Below are 22,146 nucleotides of genomic sequence, written 5' to 3' on the forward strand. Positions count from 1 at the left end.
TGCTGTTCCCTTCCGCTCAGACCGTCAGCAGCACCTTGACGGCGGTGCGCCGATCCATCGCCTCGTAACCCGCGGCGGCCTCTTCGAGCGGCAGCGTCAGATCGAACACCCGGCCCGGCTCGATCCTCCGTTCCCAGATCAGCCGGATCAACTCGGGCAGGTAGCGGCGCACCGGCGCCGGCCCTCCGTGCAGGTGCACTTCGGCGAAGAACAGCCGGTCGGCGGGAATGGTGACGCCCCGATGCGCGACGCCGACGAAGCCGATGTGCCCGCCCGCGCGGCACGATCGGATCGCCTGCAGCAGCGACTCCTCGGTGCCGACCGCTTCGATCACCGAGTGCGCACCGAGCCCGCCGGTGAGCTCCCTGATCCGCGCGGCGCCCTCGGATCCCCGCTCCTCGACGATGTCGGTCGCGCCGAACTCCCTGGCGAGCCTCTGCCGTTCGGGGTGGTGGCTCATCGCGATGATGCGTTCGGCGCCCAGCTGTTTCGCCGCGAGCACCCCCATGAGGCCCACCGCGCCGTCGCCGACGACGACCACGGTCTTGCCCGGCCCCGCCTGTGCGGCATCGGCGGCGAACCAGCCGGTGCCGAGCACGTCGGAGGCCGCGAGCAGCGACGGGATCAGGTCGGGATCGGGCCGGCCCGGCGTCTTCACGAGCGTGCCGTCGGCGTGCGGGATGCGCGCCCGTTCCGCCTGGGTGCCGATGGTCGCCGACACGAACTCGGAGTTCACGCACTTCGACGGGTATCCCGATTCGCAGATCTCGCACTCGCCGCACGAGATGACGAAGGAACCGACGACGAAATCGCCGGGCCGCACGGTCTTCACCTCGTCGCCCACCTCCTCGACGACCCCCACGTACTCGTGGCCCATCGGGGTGCGATCGACGGGCTCGACGCCGCGGTACGGCCACAGATCGGAGCCGCAGATGCAGGTCGCGGTGATCCTGATGATCGCGTCGGTGGGCTTCAGGATCCTCGCGTCTTCCCGCTCGCCGACGGTGATCCTGCCGGGGGCGTCCATGATGACTGCGCGCACGTGTGCTCCTTGGTGTGCTGGCGAAGGGTACCCGTCTACCACACCACGAATCGGCCGAAAGAGGGAGACCCCGTCGAGGGAGGCACTGCCAGGGCCTCCTTCCGCGCGGGTCGGCGCCCTATCGTGGTGGTATGGACAATCGCGCCGAGGTGAAGCGCTTCCTGGCCACCCGCCGCGCTCGGGTCACGCCCCGGGAGGTCGGTCTGCCCGAGGGGTCGAATCGCCGTGTGCCGGGGCTGCGTCGCAGCGAGGTGGCGGCCCTCGCCGGCGTCAGCGTCGAGTACTACACCCGCATCGAGCGCGGTGCGATCGCCGGAGCCTCGCCGGAGGTGCTGGACGCGATCGCGCGGGCGCTGCGCCTCGACGATGCCGAGCACGCTCACCTCTTCGACCTCGCCCACGCCGCGAGCCCGGTGGCGCGGCCGCCCCGCCGCCGCAATCCGAAGAGCTGGGCGCCGCATCGGAGCCTGCAGTGGATCCTCGACGCGGTGAGCGACGGGCCGGCGTTCGTGCGCAACGGCCGCATGGACATCCTGGCCGCCAACCGGCTGGCCCGCGCGTTCTACCGGCACACCTTCGACATGCCGGGCCGGCCGCCGAACATCGCGCGGTTCACGTTCCTCGACGAGCGAGCCTTCGCGTTCTATCCGGATTGGAAGATGTTCGCCGACGTGACGGTCGCGATCCTGCGCACCGAGGCGGCGCGGGATCCGCACAACAAGGAGCTGCACGACCTGATCGGCGAGCTGTCGACGCGCAGCGCCGAGTTCCGCACGCGCTGGGGCGCTCACGACGTGCGCCACCACGGCGCCGGGTTCAAGACCTTCGACCACGACATCGTGGGGGAGATGACGCTCGCCTATGAGGGTATGAACATGGAATCCGAACCGGGACTGTCGATCACCGTCTATGCGGCGGAGCCCGGCTCGCCCTCCGCGGAGCGGATGCGGCTGCTCGCGAGCTGGGCTGCCGGCGAGTACGGCGAGTACGGCGAGCGCGGCGACTCCGGCGAGGCTCCGCGGCAGGCCGAGGCCCCGGCCGATCGGGAGCAGCGGGCCGAGTAGCCCAGACGATCCGGCCCTCGGAGGCCACGCGCGGTCCGAACTCGGGCCCACCGGCGAACGCGCCCTCGAGCGGCGACAATGGGGGGATGGGCGAATCGACCTGGCTGAATCTGCTCGAACGGGTGCGACGGGACATCCCGACGCTGCTCGGCGACTTCATGGAGGAGCTCGCCGACCTCGACGGCTACTCCGGCGGCCCGGTGCCGCGCGACGATCTCGAGCGCACCGCACTGCAGGCGTTCGACCTCTTCCTGGAACGGCTATCGGCCGATGACGGCGAGGCCGCGGCCTCCGATTTCCCCGGCTCCCTCGGCAGACGGCGGGCGCGCCAGGGGATCCGGATCGGCCAGTTCACCGAGGGGGTCAGGATCAACTTCCGGCTGCTCTGGCGCGCGCTGCACCGGGCCGCGGAGCCGGACCTCGTCGGGGAGCTCGTCTCGAACGGCGAGCGCGTGCTCAACGTCGTCGAGCGATACGCGACGGAGGTGCAGGCCGCGTTCATCGACGAGACGCAGATCATGGCCCAGTTCCACCGCACGGCGCGCGAGCGGGCGCTGTCCCGCCTGTTCGCGGGCGGAGCCGACGAGGCCGAGGTGCGCGGCGCGGCGGAGGTGCTCGGTCTTGCGAGCGATGAGACCTATGAGCTGATCACCGCGAAGACCGCCGAGGTTCCGGAGGCGATGCGCGCCTCCCTCTCGGAGCAGGCGGCCCTGACGTACGAGGACGGCGACCTGCTGCACCTGTTCCGGCGCAGGCGCGGCGTCGTCGACTGGCCGCTGGCCTCGCGGGGGCTCGCGGGCGTCCACATCGCCAGAGTCGCGGGCGTCGGGGCCCTCGCGCCGGCCGCCTCGCTGGCCCGCGATGTTCTGCGCGTCGCGGAGCCCGGGAGGATCGTGACACTGCGAGACGCGTTCGCGCCGCTCATGCGCGAGCGGGTGCGGGAAAGGGTCGAGGGTTTCGAGCACGAACTGCTCGGCGACTGGCGGCGCGCCACGTCCGACGAGCGGCAGAGGTTCTCGGAGACCCTGCACGTCTTCATGCGCAGCGGATCGGTGCAGGAGACCGCGGATCGGCTCTTCCTGCACCGCAACACCGTGTTCAAGCGGCTGCGCGCGTTCGAGGCGCTCACCGGGCTCGACGTGACGCGGCCGAGGGACGCCGCGATCGCGCTCCTGCTGCTGCCGGCCGACCCCTCGGTGTTGTGATCACCACTCGAGGCGCGGAATCGGCTCGATCTGGACACCTCGGCGATGCATCTCGACACATAGGCTCGAAATCACCGGACGCGAACGGAGCGCCCGAGCAACGCACCCGCGCCGTGCCGCAGCGATCCGGCCCCGCGGCCGCCGAGAGGAAGCAACATGATCCCCCACGAAGTCGCCGACCGGATCCTCGCCGCCGTGGACGCGCGGTTCGACGAGCAGCTCGCGAGAACCGCTGAGCTCGTCGCCTCGCCGTCGCTGCGCGAGGGCGAGGAGCCCGCCCAGGATCTCATCGAGCAGCAGATGCGGGATCTCGGGCTGGAGATCGACCGCTGGGCGATCGACACGCCCGAACTGCGCGCGCACCCGGGCTTCGGCAAGTGCACGGTCGACTACCGCACCATGACGAACGTCGTCGGCACCTACAGTCCCGCTCGCGACGGCGGGAGGTCGCTGATCCTCAACGGGCACATCGATGTCGTGCCCGAGGGGCCCGAGGCCGAGTGGTCGCGCTCGCCGTGGGACGCCGAGATCCGCGACGGCTGGATGTACGGACGCGGCGCCGGCGACATGAAGGCCGGTCTCGTCTCGAACCTGTTCGCGTTCGACGCGATCCGCCGCGCCGGCCTCGAACTCACGGGCCGGGTCCACCTGCAGTCGGTCGTCGAAGAGGAGTGCACCGGCAACGGTTCGCTGGCCGCCCTGCTGCGCGGCTACACGGCCGACGCCGTCATCATCTCGGAGCCGGAGGAGGATGCGCTCGTGCGTGCCAACGTGGGGGTGCTGTGGTTCACGGCCCGCGTGAGCGGGGATCCCACCCACCCCAGGGAGATGGCGAACGGCTTCAACGCGATCGACGCCGCCTACGAGGTCATCGGCGCGCTGCGCGAGCTCGAGAAGCGCTGGAACGCCGAGAAGGGCGAGCACCGCTATTTCGAGGATCTGGATCACCCCATCAACTTCAACGTGGGCGGCATCCGCGGCGGCGACTGGCCGTCGAGCGTGCCGGCCTGGTGCGAACTGCGGGTGCGCGTCGCCACCTATCCGGGCACGACCGCCGACGACGCGTGGAGTGAGATCGTGCGTTGCGTGGAGGACGCCTCGCAGCGCGCCGAGGCAGGCCGCTCGTTCGAGGTGCGGCTCACGCCCGACGGCTTCTACGCCGAGGGCTACGTGCTCGAGCCGGGCGGGGAGGCGGAGGCGCTGCTCGAGCAGACGCACCGCGCGGCGTTCTCTCGCGAACTCACGAGCTTCACCACTCCCGGATACCTCGACGGCCGGGTCTTCGTGAACTACGGCGGGATGCCGACGCTCGTCTACGGCCCCGTCTCGGAGAACATCCACGGCTACGACGAGCGCGTGAGCATCGACTCGGTGCGCAGGTGCACGAAATCGATGGCGTTGTTCCTGGCCTCCTGGTGCGGAGTCGTCGAGGCCGAGTAGCGGCGGCCGCGCCCCGGGCCCGGCAGAGGCGAGACCGGGCTACTTCGAGTCGTGAGACTCCCGTCCCGCGTGCTCGGGGGTGAGCACGAGCCCCCGGCTCGAGTACGACGACTTCGTGAGCCGCTGCAGCCACTCCCTCGAGAGCGGCACGCGCTCGCCGTCGGAAAAGTGGAAGACGATGGGGATCGACGCCGAGATCCAGAGCGTCGTCGTGACCGCGCGCTGGTGCTGGTGCGCGGTCCAGGTGAGGAAGAAGGACTCGTTCCTCCGCACCCTCGTGACGATCACGACCCGCAGGTGCTCAAGGGTGCGGTCGTCGAAGTGGTACTCCTGCGTCCTGCCGTAGATGAGTGTTCCCAATGCTGCCTTCGGGTCGATGCCGAATGACTCCTGTCGCGGGCGCGCCATTCTCGGCGGACGGCCATCGGCCCGGGTGGAGTGGGAAGGGGGCGTGCTTCCCGGGGAAACTGTAGCGAGGAGGGCACCACCCCTGGGGGTGTGTTCTCGGCGGCCCGAGACAACTAAAATTCGGCGTCGAACCGCCGTCTCGTGGGTCTTCGGCGGGGCGCGGATCCGGCAGCCTACGGGCCGCTCGCGCCTATACTCGTTACGTGAACACCGAGCCTCTGCGCCTGCGTCTGCTCAACGACTACGAGGTGGTCGTGGCGGGCCTGCGCGCCATGCTCGAGCCTTTCGACGACCGGGTGCGGGTGGTGGAGGAGGACATTCGCTCCGTCTCGGGCCGGCGGGTGGATCTCACCCTCTACGACACCTTCGGCCGCACCCTCGACGAGCAGCGGGACCTCGGCGAGCTGGTCGCGGATCCGGCGACGGGCACGGTCGTCGTGTACGCCTGGAACGCCGGAGAGGCGGCGATCGAGGGCGAGGGGGCGACGAGCGGAGTCGAGTACCTCGACAAGTCGCTGCCCGCGGCCGAGCTCGTGGCCTCGCTCGAGCGGATCGCTGGCCGGGGTGCGGCACCCGGAGCTGAAGCGCCCCGGGAGAGCCCCGGCGGTCGCCTCGCCGAACCGCAGAGTTCGTGGCCCGGCAGGGAAGAGGGGTTGAGCGTGCGCGAGGCGGAGGTCGTCGCGCTGATCACCCAGGGGCACACGAATCCGGAGATCGCGGCGTCGCTGTATCTGAGCCTGAACTCACTCAAGTCGTACATCCGCTCGGCGTATCGCAAGATGGGCGTCGAGCGCCGATCCCAGGCGGTGCGGTGGGGCATCGAGCACGGCATGCTGCCTCCTCGGAAGGGCGAGCGCTAGGCGGCCTCCCCTGAGTGAAGGGGCGCGCCTCCCACCGCCTATTCGAACGCTCCCGGCTCCATGCCGGCGATGTAAGCCGCCTGCGCCACGTGCTCGGCCGCGTCGACCGAGATGCTCACGAGCCGTGAGGCGCGGGTCACCGGCGGATCCCACTGCTCGTCGATGATCTCGTCGAGCGCGGAATCGTCGAGCGACCGCAGGTACTCCACCTGCGCGTCGACCACGGCTGCGAGATGCTCGAGCAGCAGCTCGGGATCCTCGATGACGACGGCGCGCGCCTGCTCCGCCGTGTGCCCGTACCCCATCTCGTGCGGGCCGAGATCGAGGCCGAAGCGCCGGTCGAAGCCCTCCGACGACCACACCGCTTCGCGGCCGGAGAGCGAGGCGAGCTGCTCGTCGAGTTCGCGGGCGGCGTGCCACAGCAGCCAGGCCACGGAGTTGTCGTGGTGCGGGTGGGCGTTCAGCAGGCCCGGCGTGAGGGAGATGCGCAGGGCCTCGGCGGAATCCTTCGGCCGCCGGGCCAGGTCGATCAGTATGTCGATGGCGTTCATGTCGTGCTGCCGTCGCGAGCTCCGCTCAGAGCGTCGCGACGGATCCTCCGTCCACTCGATAGTTCGAACCGGTCACGAAGGAGGCGCGGTCGGAGCACAGGAACGCGATGACCGCGGCCACCTCCTCGGGGGCGCCTCGCCGCTTCAACTCGAGGAAGGGGCGCTCCTCGTCGAGGAAGGAGCGGATCGCTTCGTCGCGCGTCACCCCGAGCTCTTCGGCGCGGCGATCCATCATGGCGTCGGTCATGGGCGTGCGGATGAAGGCGGGGGAGACGGTGTTGACGAGCAGGCCCTGCCCCGCATAGCTGCGCGAGAGGCCCTTCGCGAGCGCGAGCACGCCGGCCTTCGCCGCGCAATAGGGCAGCTCGTCGTCGTACGGCTGCACGGCGTCCTCCGACGCGATGAACACGATGCGGCCCCGGCCGCTGGCGCGCAGGTCGTCGAGGAAGGCGCGGGTGACGCGCACGGGAGCGAGCAGGTCGACGTCGAGCGTCGAGATCCAGCCCTCGTCGTCGATCTCGTGGAACTTGCCCTGCGCCCCCGTCACCCCGGCGCAGTGCACGAGCGTGTCGACGGCGCCGACGGCGCTCGCCGCACTGCGGTGCAGCTGCTCGATGTCGGACGGGCGGGTGAGATCCGCCGGGAATGCGTGCAGCCGGTCCGGCGGGGCATCCAGCTCGCGCGCGGCGGCGCGCAGTTTCTCGGGATCGCGATCGGTCAGCACGACCGTGGCCCCCTCCCGAAGAAGCTCGGAGGCCGTGCTCCAGCCGATGCCCGAGTCGCCGCCGGTGATGAGGGCCGTGCGCCCCGCGATGCCGAGATCCATGATGCTCCTTCCGCTGCAGCGGGTGGTGATATCGGTCCGTCATCCGGATACGGATGGCGGATCCCCGATCAGTCCTCCGTCTCGCCGTCCTCCGTTGGGATGCGGCGGCGCAGCGCCTCGTGATCAGAGCCGTCGGCGTTCGCGATCGCGTCGCGCGCGTCGTCGCGCCGGCCCTCGACGTTCCAGAGCAGCACGCCCGCCACGCGGTCGTCGTCGACGTAGTAGACGACGCCCCGCTCTCCGTCCCACTGCTCGACGGTCTCGAGCGACGGGTCGAGGGTGCCGACCGCCTCGTAGCGGTTGCCGAACACCACCGAGTAGAAGTAGGGCGTGTGATCGTAGGGCTCGTCGGCCCCCGCGAGGTTGCGTCCCGCCTGGTGCCCCATCTCGGTGGCATTGTCGACGTGCTCGATGCGGCGCCGGCCCAGGATCTCGTCGGGGTAGGAGGCGATGTCCCCGGCCGCGAACACCCGGGGGTCGCTCGTGCGCAGCCGGTCGTCGACCAGCACCCCGTCGTCGGTCTCGAGGCCGGCCCCACGGGCCAGCTCGATGTTCGGGGTGACGCCGACGCCCACCACCACTGCGTCGCACGTCAGGGAGCCGCCGTCGGAGAGCGCGAGGCGCACCGAGCCGTCGGCTTCGAAGCCGGCCCCCTCGGCCTTCGCTCCGGACACTATGGTCACGCCCTCGCGCTCGTACATCCGCTGGAACCGCGAGGCCAGCTCGGCGGGGAACTTCGACCCGCCCAGCACCTCATCCGGGAAGACCAGCGTGACGCGCGTGTCGTTCTGCACGAGGGCCGCCGCCAGCTCGGTGCCGATGAAGCTGCCTCCGACCACCGCCACGTGGCGCTCGCCCCCCGCGAGACCGCGCAGCCGTCGGTAGTCCTCGACGGAGCGGAAGAACACGATGCGGTCGTCGTCCGGCAGGCCGGCGGTGCCGGGGCTGCCTCCCGTGGCGAGCAGCAGCTGCTCGTAGCGGAACTCGGCGCCGTGCTCGGTGCGCACGACGCGCTCGCCGCGGTCGATCTCCACCGCTCGCTCACCAGCGTGCCTCGTCGCACCCGTGTCGGCCTCCGTGTCGAGCCAGACGTCGTCGAAGGCGAAAGCGGGATCCGTCCAGAGCTTCTTCGAGAGGGCCGGCCGCGTCACCGGAGGCGTCTGCTCCTCGGCCACGATGCCGATGGTCCCCTCGGGGTCGAGCTCGCGGATGCCGCGAGCCGCGCTGTCGGCGACCATGCCGCCGCCGACGATCAGATACCGGTACTCGCTGTAATCAGCCATGACCTCACGGTAACGAGCCGCGGGCACGCAGCGGCAGGGCCTTGCCAACACCCCGAGCCGAGTGCTAGTCGCCGCTCGCCGCGATCGACGGCTCTTGCGAGGCCGACCGGTTCGGCGCCGGTGGAGCGCCCGGCCTCGCTAGGGCTGATGCGCCCGGCACGCAGCGCGGATGCCGCGACGGGGGCGTACCGTGGGAGCATGATCGAGACGCTTCCCGCGCCGTGCCGCGCCCGCTGGATCGCCGTGGCCGGCGCCGCGCTGCTGCTCGCGGGCTGCACGACCACGCCCGGAGCGGAGCATCGGGGCGGCGGCGCATCTCCCGGCGCAGAGGCGGCATCGGGCGCGGAGACCGTGGCGACCGGCCTCGACGCCCCGTGGTCCATCGCGTTCCACGGGGAGACGCCTCTCGTCAGCGAGCGCGACACCGCGCGCATCGTCGAGCTCGATGCCGAGGGCGGCAGCCGCGAGGTGGCGGTGATCGACGGGGTCGTGCCCGCCGGGGAAGGCGGGCTGCTCGGCATCGCCGTGCACGACGAGCACCTCTACGTCTACTTCACCGCGCGCGACGAGAACCGCATCGAACGGCTGCCGCTCGCGGGGGAGCCGGGCGCCCTGGCCCTCGGTGAGGCCGAGACGATCCTCGACGGGATCCCGGCGGCGAGCCATCACAACGGGGGCCGCATCGCCATCGGGCCTGACGGCATGCTCTACGCGACCACGGGCGACGCGGGCGACCCCGCGAGCGCGCAGGACGCGGGGTCGCTCGCAGGCAAGATCCTGCGCCTCGCGCCCGACGGGGCGGCGCCGGCCGACAACCCGTTCCCTGGCTCCTACGTCTACAGCCTCGGACACCGCAACGCGCAGGGTCTCGCCTGGGACGACGACGGCGCGCTCTACGCCTCGGAGTTCGGTCAGAACACCTGGGACGAGCTCAACGTGATCGAGGCGGGCGGCAACTACGGCTGGCCCGAGGTGGAGGGCATCGCGGGCCGGGCCGGCTTCGTCGATCCCGTGCAGCAGTGGGAACCGGGGGAGGCGAGCCCGAGCGGCATGGCCGTCGTCGACGGCAGCCTGTACATTGCCAACCTGCGCGGAGAGCGGCTGCGCGAGGTGCCGCTCGGCGATCTCGGGGCCTCGACCGAGCACCTCGCGGGCGTCTACGGGCGGCTGCGCGAGGCGGCGGTCGCGCCCGACGGATCGCTGTGGGTGCTCACGAACAACACCGACGGCCGGGGCGCGCCGGCCGACGGCGACGATCGGATCCTGCGCGTGGATCCCCGCTGAGGAGCCTCGATCCTCGCCGCGCCCCGGCGTGTCGTTCCGGCTCCGGAACCAAGCCCGACCGCCGCCCGGGCCGGCCTCGGGTCCGGCTCGGGCGGGGATCAGGCGACGGATCCCGAACCCCTCGCCCGCGTTCGCGACCGCGTCGCCGAGCGCGCCCGGCGACGAGCGAGCAGCCGGGTGGCGATGAGCCCCTGGCGCGGCCCGAACAGGTAGGCCAGGGCGAACGCCGCGCCCTGCGCGAGCACGATCATGGGGCCCGACGCCGTGTCGAGGTAGTAGCTCGTGTAGAGGCCGACGACGGCGCAGACGGCGGCGATGGCGGGGGCGAGCACGAGCATGCGCCCGAAGCGATCGGTGAGCAGGTACGCGGTCGCACCGGGGATGATGAGCATCGCGACGACGAGGATCACCCCGACGGCCTGCAGCGCGACCACCGAGGTCATCGCGAGCAGCCCCAGCAGGATCGCGCCGAGGAGGCGGGGGTGCAGGCCGATGGCGTGCGCGTGCGTGGGGTCGAACGCGAAGAGGGTGAAATCGCGCCGCTTCACGATCAGCACCGCGAAGACGATCGCGGCCAGCACCGCGATCTGCAGCAGATCGGCCGACGACACCCCGAGCAGGTTGCCGAAGATGATGTGCGTGAGGTCGGTCTGCGAGGGCACGACCGAGATGATCACGAGCCCGAGTGCGAACAGCGTGGTGAAGACGATGCCGATGGCCGCGTCCTCCTTCACGCGGCTCGTGTCGCGCACCGCCCCGATGAGCGCGACCGCGAGCACGCCGAACACGACGGCCCCGAGTGCGAAGGGGGCGCCCACCAGATAGGCGATCGCCACTCCGGGCAGCACCGCGTGCGAGACCGCGTCGCCCATCAGCGACCAGCCGATGAGCACGAGCCAGCACGAGAGCAGCGCGCACACCACCGAGGCGACGAGCGCGGTCGCGAGCGCGCGCGTCATGAAGTCGTAGCCGAGCGGGTCGAGCAGCAGGTCGAGCGGGTTCATGCGTCCTCTCCCGGTTCGCGCGCGTCGCGTTCGCGGCTGTCGTCGTCGCGCTCCCGATCGTCCGATGCGGGACCGTCGTCACGATGCATGACGTCGAGCCCGAAGGCGAGCGCGAGCGCGTCGGGCTGCAGCACCTCGTGGGGGTCGCCGTGCATGAGCACGCGCCGCATCAGCAGCACCGCCTCGTCCGCGAGAGCGGGCAGGGCGTGCAGGTCGTGCGTGGAGACGAGGATCGTGTGGTCGTCGGCGGCGAGCTCGCGCAGCAGACGGGTGATGGTCGCCTCGGAGCGCTTGTCGACGCCCGCGAAGGGCTCGTCGAGCAGCAGGGTGGTGGCTCCCTGTGCGATGCCCCGGGCGACGAATGCGCGTTTGCGCTGCCCGCCCGAGAGCCGCCCGATCTGCCGGTCGGCGTAGTCGGTCAGCTCGACGCGCTCGAGTGCGCGGTCGACCGCGTGCTGGTCGGCGCGCCGGGGCCGCCGCGAGACGCCGAGGTGGCCGTAGCGCCCCATCATCACCACGTCGCGCACCGAGACCGGGAACGCCCAGTCGACGTCTTCGCTCTGCGGCACGTATCCGACGCGGCCCTCGCGGCGGGCGCGAGCCGGGGGGTCGCCGTCGATGAGCACCGATCCGGAGTCGGGGCGGATCATGCCCATGATCGTCTTGAAGAGGGTCGACTTGCCCGAGCCGTTCATGCCGACGAGGCCGCAGACGCGCCCGGGTTCGACCGAGAAGTCGGCCCCGTCGAGGGCGAGCACGTCGCCGTAGCGCACGGTGAGGTCGCGGATCTCGAGCGCCGGGGCGGCGGGGGCGGTCACGCGTCGCCTCCGGTGAGACCGTCGGCGATGAGCTGCGCGTCGTGGCGGATCAGCTCGAGGTAGCTCGGCACGGGGCCGTCGGCCTCGGACAGGGAGTCGACGTAGAGCACGCCGCCGAACTCGGCGTCGGTGGATTCGACGACCTGCCGCATCGGCTTGTCCGAGACGGTCGACTCGCAGAACACGGCGGGCACGTCGTTCTGCCGCACGAAGTCGATCGTGTCCGCGATCTGCTGCGGTGTGGCCTGCTGTTCGGCGTTGACCGCCCAGATGTAGCGCTCGGTGAGTCCGGTGTCGCGGGCGAGATACGAGAAGGCGCCCTCGCAGGTGACGAGCGCGCGCTGCTGCTCGGGCAGGTCCGAGAGCTTGGCCGTGAGCTCGTCGTGCACCCGCTGCAGTTCGGCGCCGTAGGCCTCTCCGTTGGCGGTGTAGTCGGCGGCGTGCTCGGGGTCGAGCTCGCTGAAGGCCGTCACCATGTTGTCGACGTAGGTCTGCGCGCTGCGCGGGCTCATCCAGGCGTGCGGGTTGGGCATGCCCGCGTGCGCGTTGTCGGCGATCGGGATCGGTTCGACGCCCTCGCTCACGACCGCGTGGGGGACGTCGAGGTCGGCGACGAACTGCTCGAACCAGGCTTCGAGCCCGAGGCCGTTGTCGAGGATCAGCTCGGCCTCGGCCGCGCGGCGCACGTCGCTCGGCGTCGGTTCGTAGCCGTGGATCTCGGCGCCTGGCTTGGTGATCGACTCGACGCGCAGGTGCTCGCCCGCGACGTTGCGCGCCATGTCGGCGAGCACGGTGAAGGTGGTGAGCACCACGGGGCGCCCGTCGTCGCGGCCCGGGCCCTCCGCGGCGTTCGCGCTGCAGGCGGTGAGCGCGCTCGCGGCGAGCACGGCTGCGGCGAGCGCCAGCGAGCGGATGCGGGCGGGGCGGGGCGAGCGGCGGGGCATGGGGTCTCCTTCACGGTCGTGCGGAAGCTCCTCGGGCGAGAGGCGTCGGTTCGGTGGTCTCCATCTTAAAGTTCGGTATGCCGAACTTTCAAGATCGACATGCCGTTGCAAGTCGACGTCGCGGCGGCCGCGCCTCGCGCCGTATGCCTCCCGAGGCATTGAAGCCGTCGCCCGGCTTGCAATGGCTCCCTCGGCCCGCGAAGGTAGAAGGGCCGAATCGTTCGTCGAACAGAGTGGAGAACGGCCATGAGCGCAACCGATCAGCCGGGGGACGGCGACGGGTCGCAGCCCGACACGGGCGCCGAGACGCCTCCCGAACAGCGATCCGGCGCGGGCGGCCGCGCCGAGACCGGGCGCGACGCGCGGCGCGGGCCCGACGCCGAGCCCGAGTTCGACGCGCCGTTCGAGACGGTGGCCGAGGCCCTGCTCAGGTCGGAGGCCGAGCTCGCCGCCCAGCTGAGCCGGGTGGCCGCCGCGATCCCGTCCGATCCGAGTCTGCCGGCCACCGTGCACCTGCCGAGCTCCGTGCAGATCGCCGAGGACGACTCCGACGCCCGCATCACCGAGAAGCTGCGCAGCCACGGCGTGCGGATCGGGCGGGGCATGATCTCGCCGCGGGTCTTCTGGCCCGCGCTCATCGTGATCCTCCTGGTCTCCCTGTTCGCGATCCTCGCACCGGCGCTCGCCGGAAGCGTATTCATGGCGGTGCAGAACTGGATCGTCGAGCACCTCGGCTGGTACTACATGATCATCGTCGCGGTGTTCATCGCGGTGGCGGTCGGGATCGCGTGCTCGCGCCTCGGGCGCATCCGTCTCGGCCGCGACGACGACGTGCCCGAGTTCGGGGTGCTGTCGTGGTTCTCGATGCTGTTCGCCGCCGGCATGGGCATCGGTCTCGTGTTCTACGGGGTGGGCGAACCGCTCACGTACGCGACCGTGCAGCCGAAGCCCGGGTGGGAGGGCGACCAGGCCGAGCTCGCCGGTCTCGCGATGGCGCAGACCTTCGTGCACTGGGGGCTGCACCCCTGGGCGATCTACGCGGTGATCGGCCTCGCGATCGCCTACGCGATCCACCGCCGCGGGCGGCCGGTCTCGATCCGCTGGTCGCTCGAGCCCCTGTTCGGCGAGCGCGTCAAGGGCTGGGTCGGCGACGTCATCGACGTGCTCGCGATCTTCGGCACCGTCTTCGGCGTGGCGACCTCGCTCGGCCTCGGGGTGCAGCAGATCTCGGCGGGCATGGCCGAGATCGGGATCGTCGATCGAGCGAGCAACACGCTGCTCGTCGTGCTGATCCTCGTCATCACCCTCATCGCCATGCTCTCGGTGATCAGCGGCATCGGCGCCGGCATGAAGTGGCTCTCGAACATCAACCTGTCGATGGCGGGGCTGCTGCTCATCAGCGTGCTGCTGCTCGGGCCCACGCTGTTCCTGCTGCAGAATCTCACCGAGTCGATCGGCTTCTACCTGGCGAACGCGTTGCAGATGACCTTCGACGTGGGCGCCTACCAGCGCTCGCCGGAGGCCACGAGCTGGTTCTCGGGATGGACGATCTTCTACTGGGGCTGGTGGATCTCGTGGTCGCCGTTCGTGGGCATCTTCATTGCCCGCATCTCGCGCGGCCGCACCGTGCGCGAGTTCATCGCGGGCGTGCTGCTCGCACCGACCCTCGTGGGCGTCGTGTGGTTCTCGGTGATGGGCGGCGCCGGCATCTACCGCCAGCTGTTCGGCGAGGGCGACCTGGTCGAGAACGGCGAGGTGCACGTCGAGAGCGCTCTGTTCAAGGTGCTCGGAGATCTTCCCCTCGGCACCGTGTTCTCGGTGGTCGGCATCCTGCTGGTCGCGATCTTCTTCATCACCTCATCGGATTCGGGGTCGCTGGTGGTCGACATGCTCGCCTCGGGCGGCCACCCCAACCCGCCCACGTGGTCGCGCGTGCTGTGGTCGATCCTCGAGGGCGTTGTGGCGATCGCGCTGCTGCTGGCCGGCGGCCTGCAATCGCTGCAGGCGGCCGCCCTCGCGACCGCGCTGCCGTTCAGCGTGGTGCTGCTGCTCATGAGCTGGTCGACGCTGCGCGCGCTGCGCATCGACGACCGGGTGCTCGAGCGGGCCGAGCGCATCGCCCGGCTCGATCGCGTCACCGAGCACATCTCGAACGAGCTGGCGGGCACGATCACCGACATCCCCGAGCTCGAATCCTGGGTGGACGATCGCATCGACTACCGCATCTCGCGCACGAGGGGCGCCTTCGGGCGCAAGCCGACCGAGAAGCGCTGAGCGCGTCCGTCCCGGCTACCGACGCGCGAGGCGCTCGGTGCTGAGCCTGCACCCGAGTGAGGCGAGCGCCGAGCGCAGGGGCTCGCTCGCCGGCGCGGACGAGATCTCGACGCGCGCGGTCCAGTCGCCGGCGCGGGCGAGATCGTCGAGCAGCGCGCCGAGGCGGGCGGGATCGGAGCCGGCGTCTGCGGAGGCGGGTGCGAGCTCGGCGATGCGGTCGGCGGACACCCAGGTGTCATCGGGGCCGGGTGAGAAGTCGAGGGCGAACCCGAGTTCGGCGGCGCGCTCGGCGAGCACCGCCGAATCATGCGTCGTCTCGCCGCGATGCGTTCCCGCTGCGGTGCCCGGTCGCTGCGAGCGCATCCAGCTCTCGGAGTACGGCTGATAGCCCTGCCCGAGATACAGCTTGCGCGCTCGGGGATTGCCGCCCATCACGTCGACGACGGAGACGCCGATCCCGGCAGCCTCGGCCTCCTCGTCGACCGCGCGCATCAGCAGCGTGCCGAGGCCCGCACCCCGTGCTGCGGGCAGCACGCTGAGGGTCTCGAGCACGACTGCCGACCGTCCGTCGAGTTCGTCGGCGTAGCTGAGCGCGTAGCCGACAGTGCGGTCCGAGCGCACCGCGAGGTGGATGGAGACCCACGGTTGCTCGTCGTGCAGTCGCCGATAGTGGCGCTCGCGCAGCGGCCAGCTCTCGCCCCGCTCGACGATCTCGAGACCGGCGGCACCGATCGACGCGTGGTGGTCGAACAGCGCATCCCAGAGGGGTGCGAGGCGAGGGATCGCCTCGCCGCCGACGCGGTCGATCTCGAACTGCCCGCCCATGGGCCACCTCCGTGCGGTTTGCTCTGCGCTTGCAGTGTACGACGCGGGGCGCGGGCGCTCAGTTCGCGCGCGCTCGCCCCGCGAGCAGCCGCGGGGCGAGCGCTGCGGCCAGCGCGGGAAGGGTCGCGAGCAGCAGCCAGGGGAGCGCCGCCGCTCCCGACCCCGCCGCGGAGGCGCCGCTCGCGCGGTCGAAGAGCCTGCCGACCGCGAGGTTGCCGCACAGCACCGCGATGCCGCCGCAGCTCGCGAGCAGGCCGAAGTACGATCCGGTCGCCCCGGGGCGGGCGAGTTCGGGCACGAGGGCGAGCGCCGTCGGGTTCGCGATGAGGTGGCCGAACGCGATCCCGGTCGCGGCCATTGTGACGAGGGCGAGCGCCGCGGTCTGCGTGAGCGGCAGCAGGGCTGCAGCCGCCAGCGAGAGGAAAGCCGCCGCGTGCGCCAGGTAGCCGATGCGGAGGGCTCGCGGGGCTCCCAGTCGTGCGCTTCCGCGCGCGAGCGGGAGCTGCAGCGCGAGGGTGAGGATCGACACCCACGCGAACACGAGGGCGACGGCCCCGGCGTCGCCGCCCGCCTGGGCCATCGCGAGGGGCAGCGCGAGGTAGAGCTGGTTGTAGGCGAGCAGGTCGGCGGCGTGCAGCGCTGCGAAGGCCGCGAATCGGCGATCTCGCAGGGCCGCGAGCGCGGTCGCGCCGCGGTGGGGCCGGCGCTCACGGACCGGTCGGGGCAACAGAGCGGCGAGCATCGCGCCGACGGCGAGGAAGAGGGCTGCGCCGGCTGCGGCGACGACGGCGAAGCCGTGGTCGAGCAGTGCCGCGCCGAGGAGGGGGCCGACCACCACGCCGACCTCTCCGGTGACGGCGAGCCAGGCGAAGAGGGATGCCCTTGCACGGGGTGAGCGATGGAGCGTCCGGGCGGCGAAGCCCGGCAGGACGTCGCTCGAGGCGCGCTCCGCGGCGGCATCGCCGACGCCCGCGCCGCGCGTCGGGGAGGCGGTGCGCCGCACTGCCTCGATCTCGGCGATGAGGGAGTTGAGCGCGGGCGAGAAGAGGGCGCCGCCGAGACCGGTCAGCGCGGTGCCCGCGATGAAGAGCCAGAGCCGGGGGTCTCCCGCCCAGAGCGCCGCCGAGAGCGCGAGGAAGCCCGCGGCGCGCACCGCGCAGCCGGTCAGGATGACCGGCCGCGCGCCGACACGATCGGCGAGAGAGCCGCCGACGATGAAGAGGCCCTGCTGCGCGAGGGTGCGCACTCCCAGCACGAGGCCGACCGCGGCGGCGCCGAGCCCGAAGTCTCCCGTCAGCACCGTCGTGAGGAACGGCACCACGGCGTAGAAGCCGATGTTGAAGAGGGCCTGGGTGCCGAGCAGGGTGGGAGTTCGAGGCGCGGCGGCGGGGCCGTGCGCCGGGACGGCGCGGGCGGGCGGTGGGCTGATTTGCGCCGCCCGCCGTCCGTGATTGATAATCATTTTCATTATGAGTATCGATACTACGCGCGGATCCACCGCTCCCGCTTCGGCGCGGCGCGCGCCGAAGAACCGCGGCGGGGCGGCGCTCGTCTCGCTGCGCGGGGCGACGGTGCGAACCGCCGACGGCCGCGCCCTGCTTGAGGTGCCGCGCCTCGACATCGCACCCGGCGAGCGCGTGGTGATCACCGGCCCCTCGGGCAGCGGCAAGTCGCTGCTGCTGAGCACGCTCACCGGACGCTGGGCGGCGGGGCTCGTGTTCGAGGGCGGGCGGCAGGCGACGTTCACCCGCGTCGGCTTCGTGCCGCAGCGGGGGCTCGACGCGCTCCACCCCCTCGCCCCGCTCGCGCGCCAGCTGCGGCGCGTCACCGCTGCCGGCGCCGATCGCGTCGCCGAGGTGCTCGTGTCGGTCGGGCTCGACGATCCCGCGATGCACCGCAGACGCCCCACCGAACTCTCGGGCGGCCAGGCGCAGCGCGCGGCCGTCGCCCTCGCGGTGCTCACCGACGCGCCGTTGATCCTCGCCGACGAGCCGACCAGCGCCCTCGATCACGACACCCGCGATCAGACCCTGCGACTGCTCGACGAGATCATCGGCGAGCACCAGACGCTCGTCGTGGCGACCCACGACGGCGCGGTCGCGGACGCGCTCGCGACGCGGCACATCCGGGTCGCCGCCGGGAGCATCGCCGAGGTGCCGCTCCGCCGCGCCGGAGTGCGGCCGTGAGCGCGGCGGTGGGCGGGGCGGGGCGAAGCGCCGGATCCGGCGTCCCCATGCTCGAGATCCGCGAGGTCACCGCGATGCACGGCCGAGGCCGCCGCGCGAGGCGCGTGCTCGCCCCGACGAGCCTGCGCATCCACGCTGGCGAATCGGTCGCGGTCGTGGGCCGCTCGGGCGCCGGCAAATCGACGCTCGCCGACATCGTGCTCGGCCTGAGGCCTGCGGCCGACGGCGGGGTCGCGGTATCGGGGGAGCCCTGGTGCGGGCCGTCCCACCGCCCCGAACGGCGTCGCCGTCGACTGGTGCAGGGCGTCCCGCAGGATCCAGCGGCCTCCTTCGCGCCCCGATCCACAGTCCGGCGCTCCATCGAGCAGGCGCTGCGCAGACTCACCGGCGCGGCCGGCGGCGACGCGGAGGCGATGATCCGCCGCGCCGCCGAGCTCGCCCACCTCGACCTCGGCCTGCTCGACCGCCGGCCCGCCGAACTCTCGGGCGGGCAGGCCCAGCGCGCCGCGATCGCGCGCGCCCTCGCGGTCGAACCGGCCGTGCTCGTCGCCGACGAGCCGACCAGTGCGCTCGACCCCGAGACCGCGCTCTCGGTCTCGACCGCGCTGCTCGCCGGCGTCGAAGCGGCCCGCATCGGCATGCTGCTCGTCACCCACGACCCGGAGCTCGCCGCGCGCTGCTCCCGCACAACGACGATCGTCGCGCCTCCCGCGCCATGACCGCCCACGTACACGACCCCAACGGACAGGACCCTCGATGACCGTCTCCCGACCCCGACCCCGGCCCCGATCCCGCGCTCTGGCGCTGGCCGCGATCCCGCTCGCGGGGCTGCTCGCGCTCTCCGGCTGCTTCTCCGGCGCCGCAGGCGGCCACCGCGGCACCGACGACCGCATCTCGGTCGCCCACATGCAGCCGCCGCGCTCCGGCCTCAGCCCCCTCAGCGACGATGCGTTCAAGCTCTCCCGCTGGTCGGCCTCCGAGACGCTCGTCGTGCTCGACGAGCTCGGCGAAGCCCTGCCCGGCCTCGCCTCCGAGTGGGAGCGCGACGGCGAGCTGACGTGGCGGTTCACGATCCGCGAAGGGGTGACGTTCCACAACGGCCAGGCGCTCACCCCGGCCTCCGTGGTCAACTCCCTGCAGCACGCGATCGACGCGACCCCCGTGCCGCGCATCCTCGACGGCGTCGAGCTGACCGTGAGCGCCGAGGGCGAGCACGGCGTCACCATCGAGACGGCCGAACCCGACCCGCTGCTGCCGCACCGCCTGTCGAGTCCCCAGCTCGCGATCTTCGACGACGCCGCCTACACCGAGAACGGGGTGAACCCCGTGGGCACCGGCACCGGGCCGTTCGAGATCGTCGACGTCGACGGCGTCTCGGGCGCGACCCTCGACCGCTACGAGGACTACTGGGGCGACCCCGCCCTCGCGAGCGGCATCGACGTGACGTTCGTGCCCGACGGCACGGCACGGTCGGCGGCCCTGCGCACAGGCGAGGCCGACGTCGTCGAGGCGATCCCCGCCGGCCAGGCGGCGTCGGTCGACCAGGATCTCATCACCGAGGTGCCGATGCCGCGCACCAACACGCTGTACCTGAACACCGAGAGCGGTCCCTTCGCCGACCCCGCCGTGCGAGCCGCCGCGCGCGAGGCCATCGACCGCGCAGCCATCGTAGACTCGGTGTACGAGGGTCGCGCCGACGTCGCGTCGGGCCTGCTCGGCCCCGCGCTGCCGTACGCCGCCGACCTGCGCGACGACGCCGGCTACCGCGAACGGCTCGACGGCCGAGCCGAGGCCGCCCGGGTCGACGGCGTGAAGATCACGCTGGGGACCTTCACCGACCGGGCCGAGCTGCCCGAGGTCGCCGTGATGCTCGAGCAGCAGCTCGAAGCGGTCGGCTTCGACGTGCAGCAGGACGTGCGCGAGTACCAGTACATCGAGGCCGACGCCCTCGACGGCGCCTTCGACGCGTTCATCCTCTCCCGGGCCACCGTGCTCGACTCCGGCGACCCCGTCGCCTACCTCGCCTCCGACTTCACCTGCGACGGCGGCTTCTCGATCTCCCAGCTCTGCGCGCCCGAGGTCGACGAGGCGATCCGCATCGCCTCCGAGACCGAGGCCGGGGAGGAGCGTCAGCGCGCCATCATGCTCGCCGAGGCGAGCGTGCTCGGCACCGACGCCGCGATCCCGCTGCTGCACGAGCGGGTGATCCAGGGAGAGTCGTCGCGCGTGCACGAGGCCGCCCGCGACCCGCGCGAGCGCATCCTCATCACCGCCGACACCCACCTCGATGCCGAGTAGTCCGACCAGGGTGCGGAAGGAGGGCGACCGTGCGGCACAGTAGTGCGCTCGGGCTCGTCTCGCGCGTGCTCAGCGGGGTCGTGCTGCTGCTCGTCGCCGGGGCACTGCCCTGGCTGTCGCGGCTCGACCCCGCGGCCGCCGTGCTGCGAGCCCGCTACGCCGAGCTCGAACCCACCCCCGAAGCGCTCGCCGCCATCCGCCAGGAGCTCGGGCTCGACGGCGGGCCGCTCGCCACGAGCCTGCGCTGGTGGTCGGGTGTGCTGCGCGGAGACCTCGGCACCTCGTGGGTGAGCGGCGGCGAGATCGGGCCCGGCGTGTGGCACGCCCTCGGCGCCTCGGCGACGCTCACCCTGTTCGCCACCGTCGTGGCGCTCGTCGTCGCGGCCGCCCTCGTCGCGCCCGCCGCCCTCCGGGTGCTGGGGGATCAGCCACAGCGGGGCTCCGGGCCCCTCGGGGTGGCTCTGACGGCGCTCCCCGAGTTCCTGCTGGCGAGTGCGCTGCTGGTGGTGGTGGCGGTGCAGCTGCAGTGGCTGCCGCCCTACGGCTGGACGGGCCTCGACACCGCGGTCCTGCCGTCCCTCTCACTCGGCATCCCGGCAGGCGGCCTCCTCGGCCGCCTGCTCTCCGACGCCGTCTCGGGCGTCGCCGAGGAGCGCTGGGTGAACGTCTGGCGACTCGCAGGCGCACCGGCTCGGGTGATTCTGGCCGGGGTGCTGCGGCGCGCGGCGGCGGCCGTCGTCGACCAGCTGGGGCTCGTGTTCATCGGCCTGCTCGGCGGTGCCGTGGCCGTCGAACAGGTCTTCGCGATCCCGGGCCTCGGCCGCTACCTGCTCGGCTCGGCGAACGCGCAGGATCTGCCGGCGCTGCAGGCCGGTGTGTTGCTCATGGCGCTGGCGGCCGTGCTCGTCGGGGTGCTGGCCTCGCTCGCGAGGCGCCTGCTGCGCGGCGGACCGCTGCCCGCCGGATCGCTGCCGCCACCGCCCGAGGCGCGCGGCGACGGCCGTGCGGCCCGCTGGACGGCGGCGATCGCGGCGGGCCTGCTGCTCGCCATCCTGGCCTTCGGGCTGCCGCGCGACCCCTACACGATCGCGCACGCCCGCCTCGCTCCGCCCAGCCTCGAGCTGCCCTTCGGCGCCGACGCCAGCGGGCGCGACCTGCTCGCGCGCGTCGCCCACGGCACGATCGGCACCCTCACCCCGGCGTTCCTGATCGTGCTGCTCGCGATCGTGGTGGGCCTGCTGCTCGCCGTGCTCGGCGAGGTCGCACGCGGGCCCGCGGAGATCGCCAACGCGACGCCCCCGATCCTCGCGGGCGTCATCATCGCCGCGCTGCTCGGCCCCTCGGTCGGGGGAGCCGCGCTCGCGGTGCTCTGGGTGACCTGGCCGCCGCTCACCACGCACGCGGCGGCGCTCATCGACGAGGCGCTGGCCCTGCCGCACATCAGGTGGTTGCCGCTCGCCGGGGTGACGAGCCTCGAGATCTGGCTGCGCCACGTGCTGCCCGCCGCCGTGCTGCCGCTGCTGCGCCACGGTATGCTGCGGCTGCCGGGCGTCGCCCTCGCCCTCGCCGCCCTCGGTTTCCTCGGCCTCGGCGCGCAGCCGCCGCTGCCCGAGTGGGGCCTGCTGCTCTCGGAGGGCATCGACTACGTCGAGCGCGCCCCGTGGACCACGGTCGCACCGGCGATCGCGCTGATCCTCACCTCGGTGTTCGCGGTGGCGCTCGCCGGGCTGCGCCGCACGCGCCGCACGCGCTCAGCCGCGGCGCCGAGGCTCACCGAGCGCGAGGACGCGGAGGTGTCGATCCCCGCCGCAGCGGTGTGACGGGCGCGGACGGA

20 protein-coding genes are annotated in these 22,146 nt (G+C 72.3%); 10 read left to right on the forward strand and 10 right to left on the reverse strand.

Annotated features, from left to right (window positions below):
- Positions 1-16 precede the first annotated feature (16 nt).
- Positions 17-1,042, reverse strand: a complete 1,026-nt coding sequence (locus tag H490_RS26860; RefSeq protein WP_017884590.1) for a zinc-dependent alcohol dehydrogenase family protein — start codon at positions 1,040-1,042, stop codon at positions 17-19.
- A 131-nt stretch (positions 1,043-1,173) separates the two neighbouring features.
- Between H490_RS26860 and H490_RS26865 the strand changes: the two genes are divergently transcribed.
- From H490_RS26865 to H490_RS26875, 3 genes are all read left to right on the forward strand, one after another.
- Positions 1,174-2,106 carry a helix-turn-helix transcriptional regulator gene (locus tag H490_RS26865; protein WP_017884591.1) on the forward strand — a complete coding sequence of 311 codons (933 nt, stop codon included), beginning with the start codon at positions 1,174-1,176 and terminating at the stop codon, positions 2,104-2,106.
- Between the two features lie 86 nt (positions 2,107-2,192).
- Positions 2,193-3,311, forward strand: a complete 1,119-nt coding sequence (locus H490_RS26870; RefSeq protein WP_017884592.1) for a helix-turn-helix domain-containing protein — start codon at positions 2,193-2,195, stop codon at positions 3,309-3,311.
- A 156-nt stretch (positions 3,312-3,467) separates the two neighbouring features.
- On the forward strand, positions 3,468-4,751 hold the full coding sequence (locus H490_RS26875) for an ArgE/DapE family deacylase (RefSeq protein ID WP_017884593.1): 1,284 nt from the start codon (positions 3,468-3,470) through the stop codon (positions 4,749-4,751).
- 39 nt (positions 4,752-4,790) lie between these two features.
- Here H490_RS26875 and H490_RS26880 read toward each other — a convergent pair whose 3' ends face one another.
- Positions 4,791-5,111, reverse strand: coding sequence for a hypothetical protein (locus H490_RS26880; protein ID WP_017884594.1), 321 nt, complete (start codon positions 5,109-5,111; stop codon positions 4,791-4,793).
- A gap of 251 nt (positions 5,112-5,362) precedes the next feature.
- On the opposite strand from H490_RS26880, the gene H490_RS26885 reads away from it, so the two are divergent.
- Complete coding sequence (locus H490_RS26885; protein WP_017884595.1) at positions 5,363-6,019, forward strand: response regulator transcription factor; 657 nt, start codon at positions 5,363-5,365, stop codon at positions 6,017-6,019.
- Between the two features lie 38 nt (positions 6,020-6,057).
- Here the strand turns inward: H490_RS26885 and H490_RS26890 are convergent, their stop codons facing one another.
- The 3 genes from H490_RS26890 to H490_RS26900 form a co-directional block, all read right to left on the reverse strand.
- Positions 6,058-6,570 (reverse strand): mycothiol transferase, encoded by a 513-nt coding sequence (locus H490_RS26890; protein WP_017884596.1) that lies wholly within the window; start codon positions 6,568-6,570, stop codon positions 6,058-6,060.
- 25 nt (positions 6,571-6,595) lie between these two features.
- Entirely contained in the window at positions 6,596-7,396 is an 801-nt protein-coding gene (locus H490_RS26895; RefSeq protein ID WP_017884597.1) for an SDR family NAD(P)-dependent oxidoreductase, read from the reverse strand.
- Between the two features lie 68 nt (positions 7,397-7,464).
- On the reverse strand, positions 7,465-8,679 hold the full coding sequence (locus tag H490_RS26900) for an NAD(P)/FAD-dependent oxidoreductase (RefSeq protein WP_017884598.1): 1,215 nt from the start codon (positions 8,677-8,679) through the stop codon (positions 7,465-7,467).
- A 198-nt stretch (positions 8,680-8,877) separates the two neighbouring features.
- Between H490_RS26900 and H490_RS26905 the strand changes: the two genes are divergently transcribed.
- Positions 8,878-9,963, forward strand: a complete 1,086-nt coding sequence (locus H490_RS26905; protein WP_017884599.1) for a PQQ-dependent sugar dehydrogenase — start codon at positions 8,878-8,880, stop codon at positions 9,961-9,963.
- Positions 9,964-10,061: 98 nt separating this feature from the next.
- On the opposite strand, the gene H490_RS26910 is transcribed toward H490_RS26905, so the two are convergent.
- Genes H490_RS26910 through H490_RS26920 form a run of 3 tightly spaced genes read right to left on the reverse strand, consistent with a single transcriptional unit; the run spans position 10,062 to position 12,729 of the window.
- A complete protein-coding gene (locus H490_RS26910) occupies positions 10,062-10,967 on the reverse strand; it encodes a metal ABC transporter permease (protein ID WP_017884600.1) in 906 nt (301 codons plus the stop codon).
- Positions 10,964-11,785, reverse strand: a complete 822-nt coding sequence (locus tag H490_RS26915) for a metal ABC transporter ATP-binding protein (protein WP_017884601.1) — start codon at positions 11,783-11,785, stop codon at positions 10,964-10,966. The genes H490_RS26910 and H490_RS26915 overlap by 4 nt, the downstream gene beginning before the upstream one ends.
- Complete coding sequence (locus H490_RS26920) at positions 11,782-12,729, reverse strand: metal ABC transporter substrate-binding protein (protein WP_017884602.1); 948 nt, start codon at positions 12,727-12,729, stop codon at positions 11,782-11,784. Before H490_RS26920 ends, H490_RS26915 begins: the two co-directional genes overlap by 4 nt.
- Positions 12,730-12,975: 246 nt before the next feature.
- On the opposite strand from H490_RS26920, the gene H490_RS26925 reads away from it, so the two are divergent.
- Positions 12,976-15,003, forward strand: a complete 2,028-nt coding sequence (locus H490_RS26925) for a BCCT family transporter (RefSeq protein ID WP_017884603.1) — start codon at positions 12,976-12,978, stop codon at positions 15,001-15,003.
- A gap of 15 nt (positions 15,004-15,018) precedes the next feature.
- Here H490_RS26925 and H490_RS31185 read toward each other — a convergent pair whose 3' ends face one another.
- Complete coding sequence (locus tag H490_RS31185; protein ID WP_017884604.1) at positions 15,019-15,828, reverse strand: GNAT family N-acetyltransferase; 810 nt, start codon at positions 15,826-15,828, stop codon at positions 15,019-15,021.
- Positions 15,829-15,886: 58 nt separating this feature from the next.
- Positions 15,887-17,296 (reverse strand): MFS transporter, encoded by a 1,410-nt coding sequence (locus H490_RS26930; RefSeq protein WP_051066205.1) that lies wholly within the window; start codon positions 17,294-17,296, stop codon positions 15,887-15,889.
- Position 17,297: 1 nt separating this feature from the next.
- On the opposite strand from H490_RS26930, the gene H490_RS26935 reads away from it, so the two are divergent.
- From H490_RS26935 to H490_RS26950, 4 genes are read left to right on the forward strand one after another with little or no spacing between them, the layout of a single operon-like run.
- On the forward strand, positions 17,298-18,014 hold the full coding sequence (locus H490_RS26935; RefSeq protein ID WP_017884606.1) for an ATP-binding cassette domain-containing protein: 717 nt from the start codon (positions 17,298-17,300) through the stop codon (positions 18,012-18,014).
- Positions 18,011-18,733 carry an ATP-binding cassette domain-containing protein gene (locus tag H490_RS26940; protein WP_305807413.1) on the forward strand — a complete coding sequence of 241 codons (723 nt, stop codon included), beginning with the start codon at positions 18,011-18,013 and terminating at the stop codon, positions 18,731-18,733. The genes H490_RS26935 and H490_RS26940 overlap by 4 nt, the downstream gene beginning before the upstream one ends.
- A 37-nt stretch (positions 18,734-18,770) precedes the next feature.
- Positions 18,771-20,312 carry an ABC transporter substrate-binding protein gene (locus H490_RS26945; RefSeq protein WP_017884608.1) on the forward strand — a complete coding sequence of 514 codons (1,542 nt, stop codon included), beginning with the start codon at positions 18,771-18,773 and terminating at the stop codon, positions 20,310-20,312.
- A gap of 29 nt (positions 20,313-20,341) precedes the next feature.
- Complete coding sequence (locus H490_RS26950) at positions 20,342-22,132, forward strand: ABC transporter permease subunit (protein ID WP_017884609.1); 1,791 nt, start codon at positions 20,342-20,344, stop codon at positions 22,130-22,132.
- Positions 22,133-22,146 lie beyond the last annotated feature (14 nt).

The sequence above is a fragment of the Leucobacter sp. UCD-THU genome, assembly GCF_000349545.1.
GTDB classification, from domain to species: domain Bacteria; phylum Actinomycetota; class Actinomycetes; order Actinomycetales; family Microbacteriaceae; genus Leucobacter; species Leucobacter muris.

Coding starts and splice junctions, on each gene's coding strand:
- H490_RS26865 (WP_017884591.1), top strand. CDS start 1,174: ATGGACAATCGCGCCGAGGTGAAGCGCTTCCTGGCCACCCGCCGCGCT.
- H490_RS26870 (WP_017884592.1), top strand. CDS start 2,193: ATGGGCGAATCGACCTGGCTGAATCTGCTCGAACGGGTGCGACGGGAC.
- H490_RS26875 (WP_017884593.1), top strand. CDS start 3,468: ATGATCCCCCACGAAGTCGCCGACCGGATCCTCGCCGCCGTGGACGCG.
- H490_RS26890 (WP_017884596.1), bottom strand. CDS start 6,570: ATGAACGCCATCGACATACTGATCGACCTGGCCCGGCGGCCGAAGGAT.
- H490_RS26895 (WP_017884597.1), bottom strand. CDS start 7,396: ATGGATCTCGGCATCGCGGGGCGCACGGCCCTCATCACCGGCGGCGAC.
- H490_RS26900 (WP_017884598.1), bottom strand. CDS start 8,679: ATGGCTGATTACAGCGAGTACCGGTATCTGATCGTCGGCGGCGGCATG.
- H490_RS26905 (WP_017884599.1), top strand. CDS start 8,878: ATGATCGAGACGCTTCCCGCGCCGTGCCGCGCCCGCTGGATCGCCGTG.
- H490_RS26910 (WP_017884600.1), bottom strand. CDS start 10,967: ATGAACCCGCTCGACCTGCTGCTCGACCCGCTCGGCTACGACTTCATG.
- H490_RS26920 (WP_017884602.1), bottom strand. CDS start 12,729: ATGCCCCGCCGCTCGCCCCGCCCCGCCCGCATCCGCTCGCTGGCGCTC.
- H490_RS26925 (WP_017884603.1), top strand. CDS start 12,976: ATGAGCGCAACCGATCAGCCGGGGGACGGCGACGGGTCGCAGCCCGAC.
- H490_RS31185 (WP_017884604.1), bottom strand. CDS start 15,828: ATGGGCGGGCAGTTCGAGATCGACCGCGTCGGCGGCGAGGCGATCCCT.
- H490_RS26930 (WP_051066205.1), bottom strand. CDS start 17,296: ATGAAAATGATTATCAATCACGGACGGCGGGCGGCGCAAATCAGCCCA.
- H490_RS26935 (WP_017884606.1), top strand. CDS start 17,298: ATGAGTATCGATACTACGCGCGGATCCACCGCTCCCGCTTCGGCGCGG.
- H490_RS26945 (WP_017884608.1), top strand. CDS start 18,771: ATGACCGTCTCCCGACCCCGACCCCGGCCCCGATCCCGCGCTCTGGCG.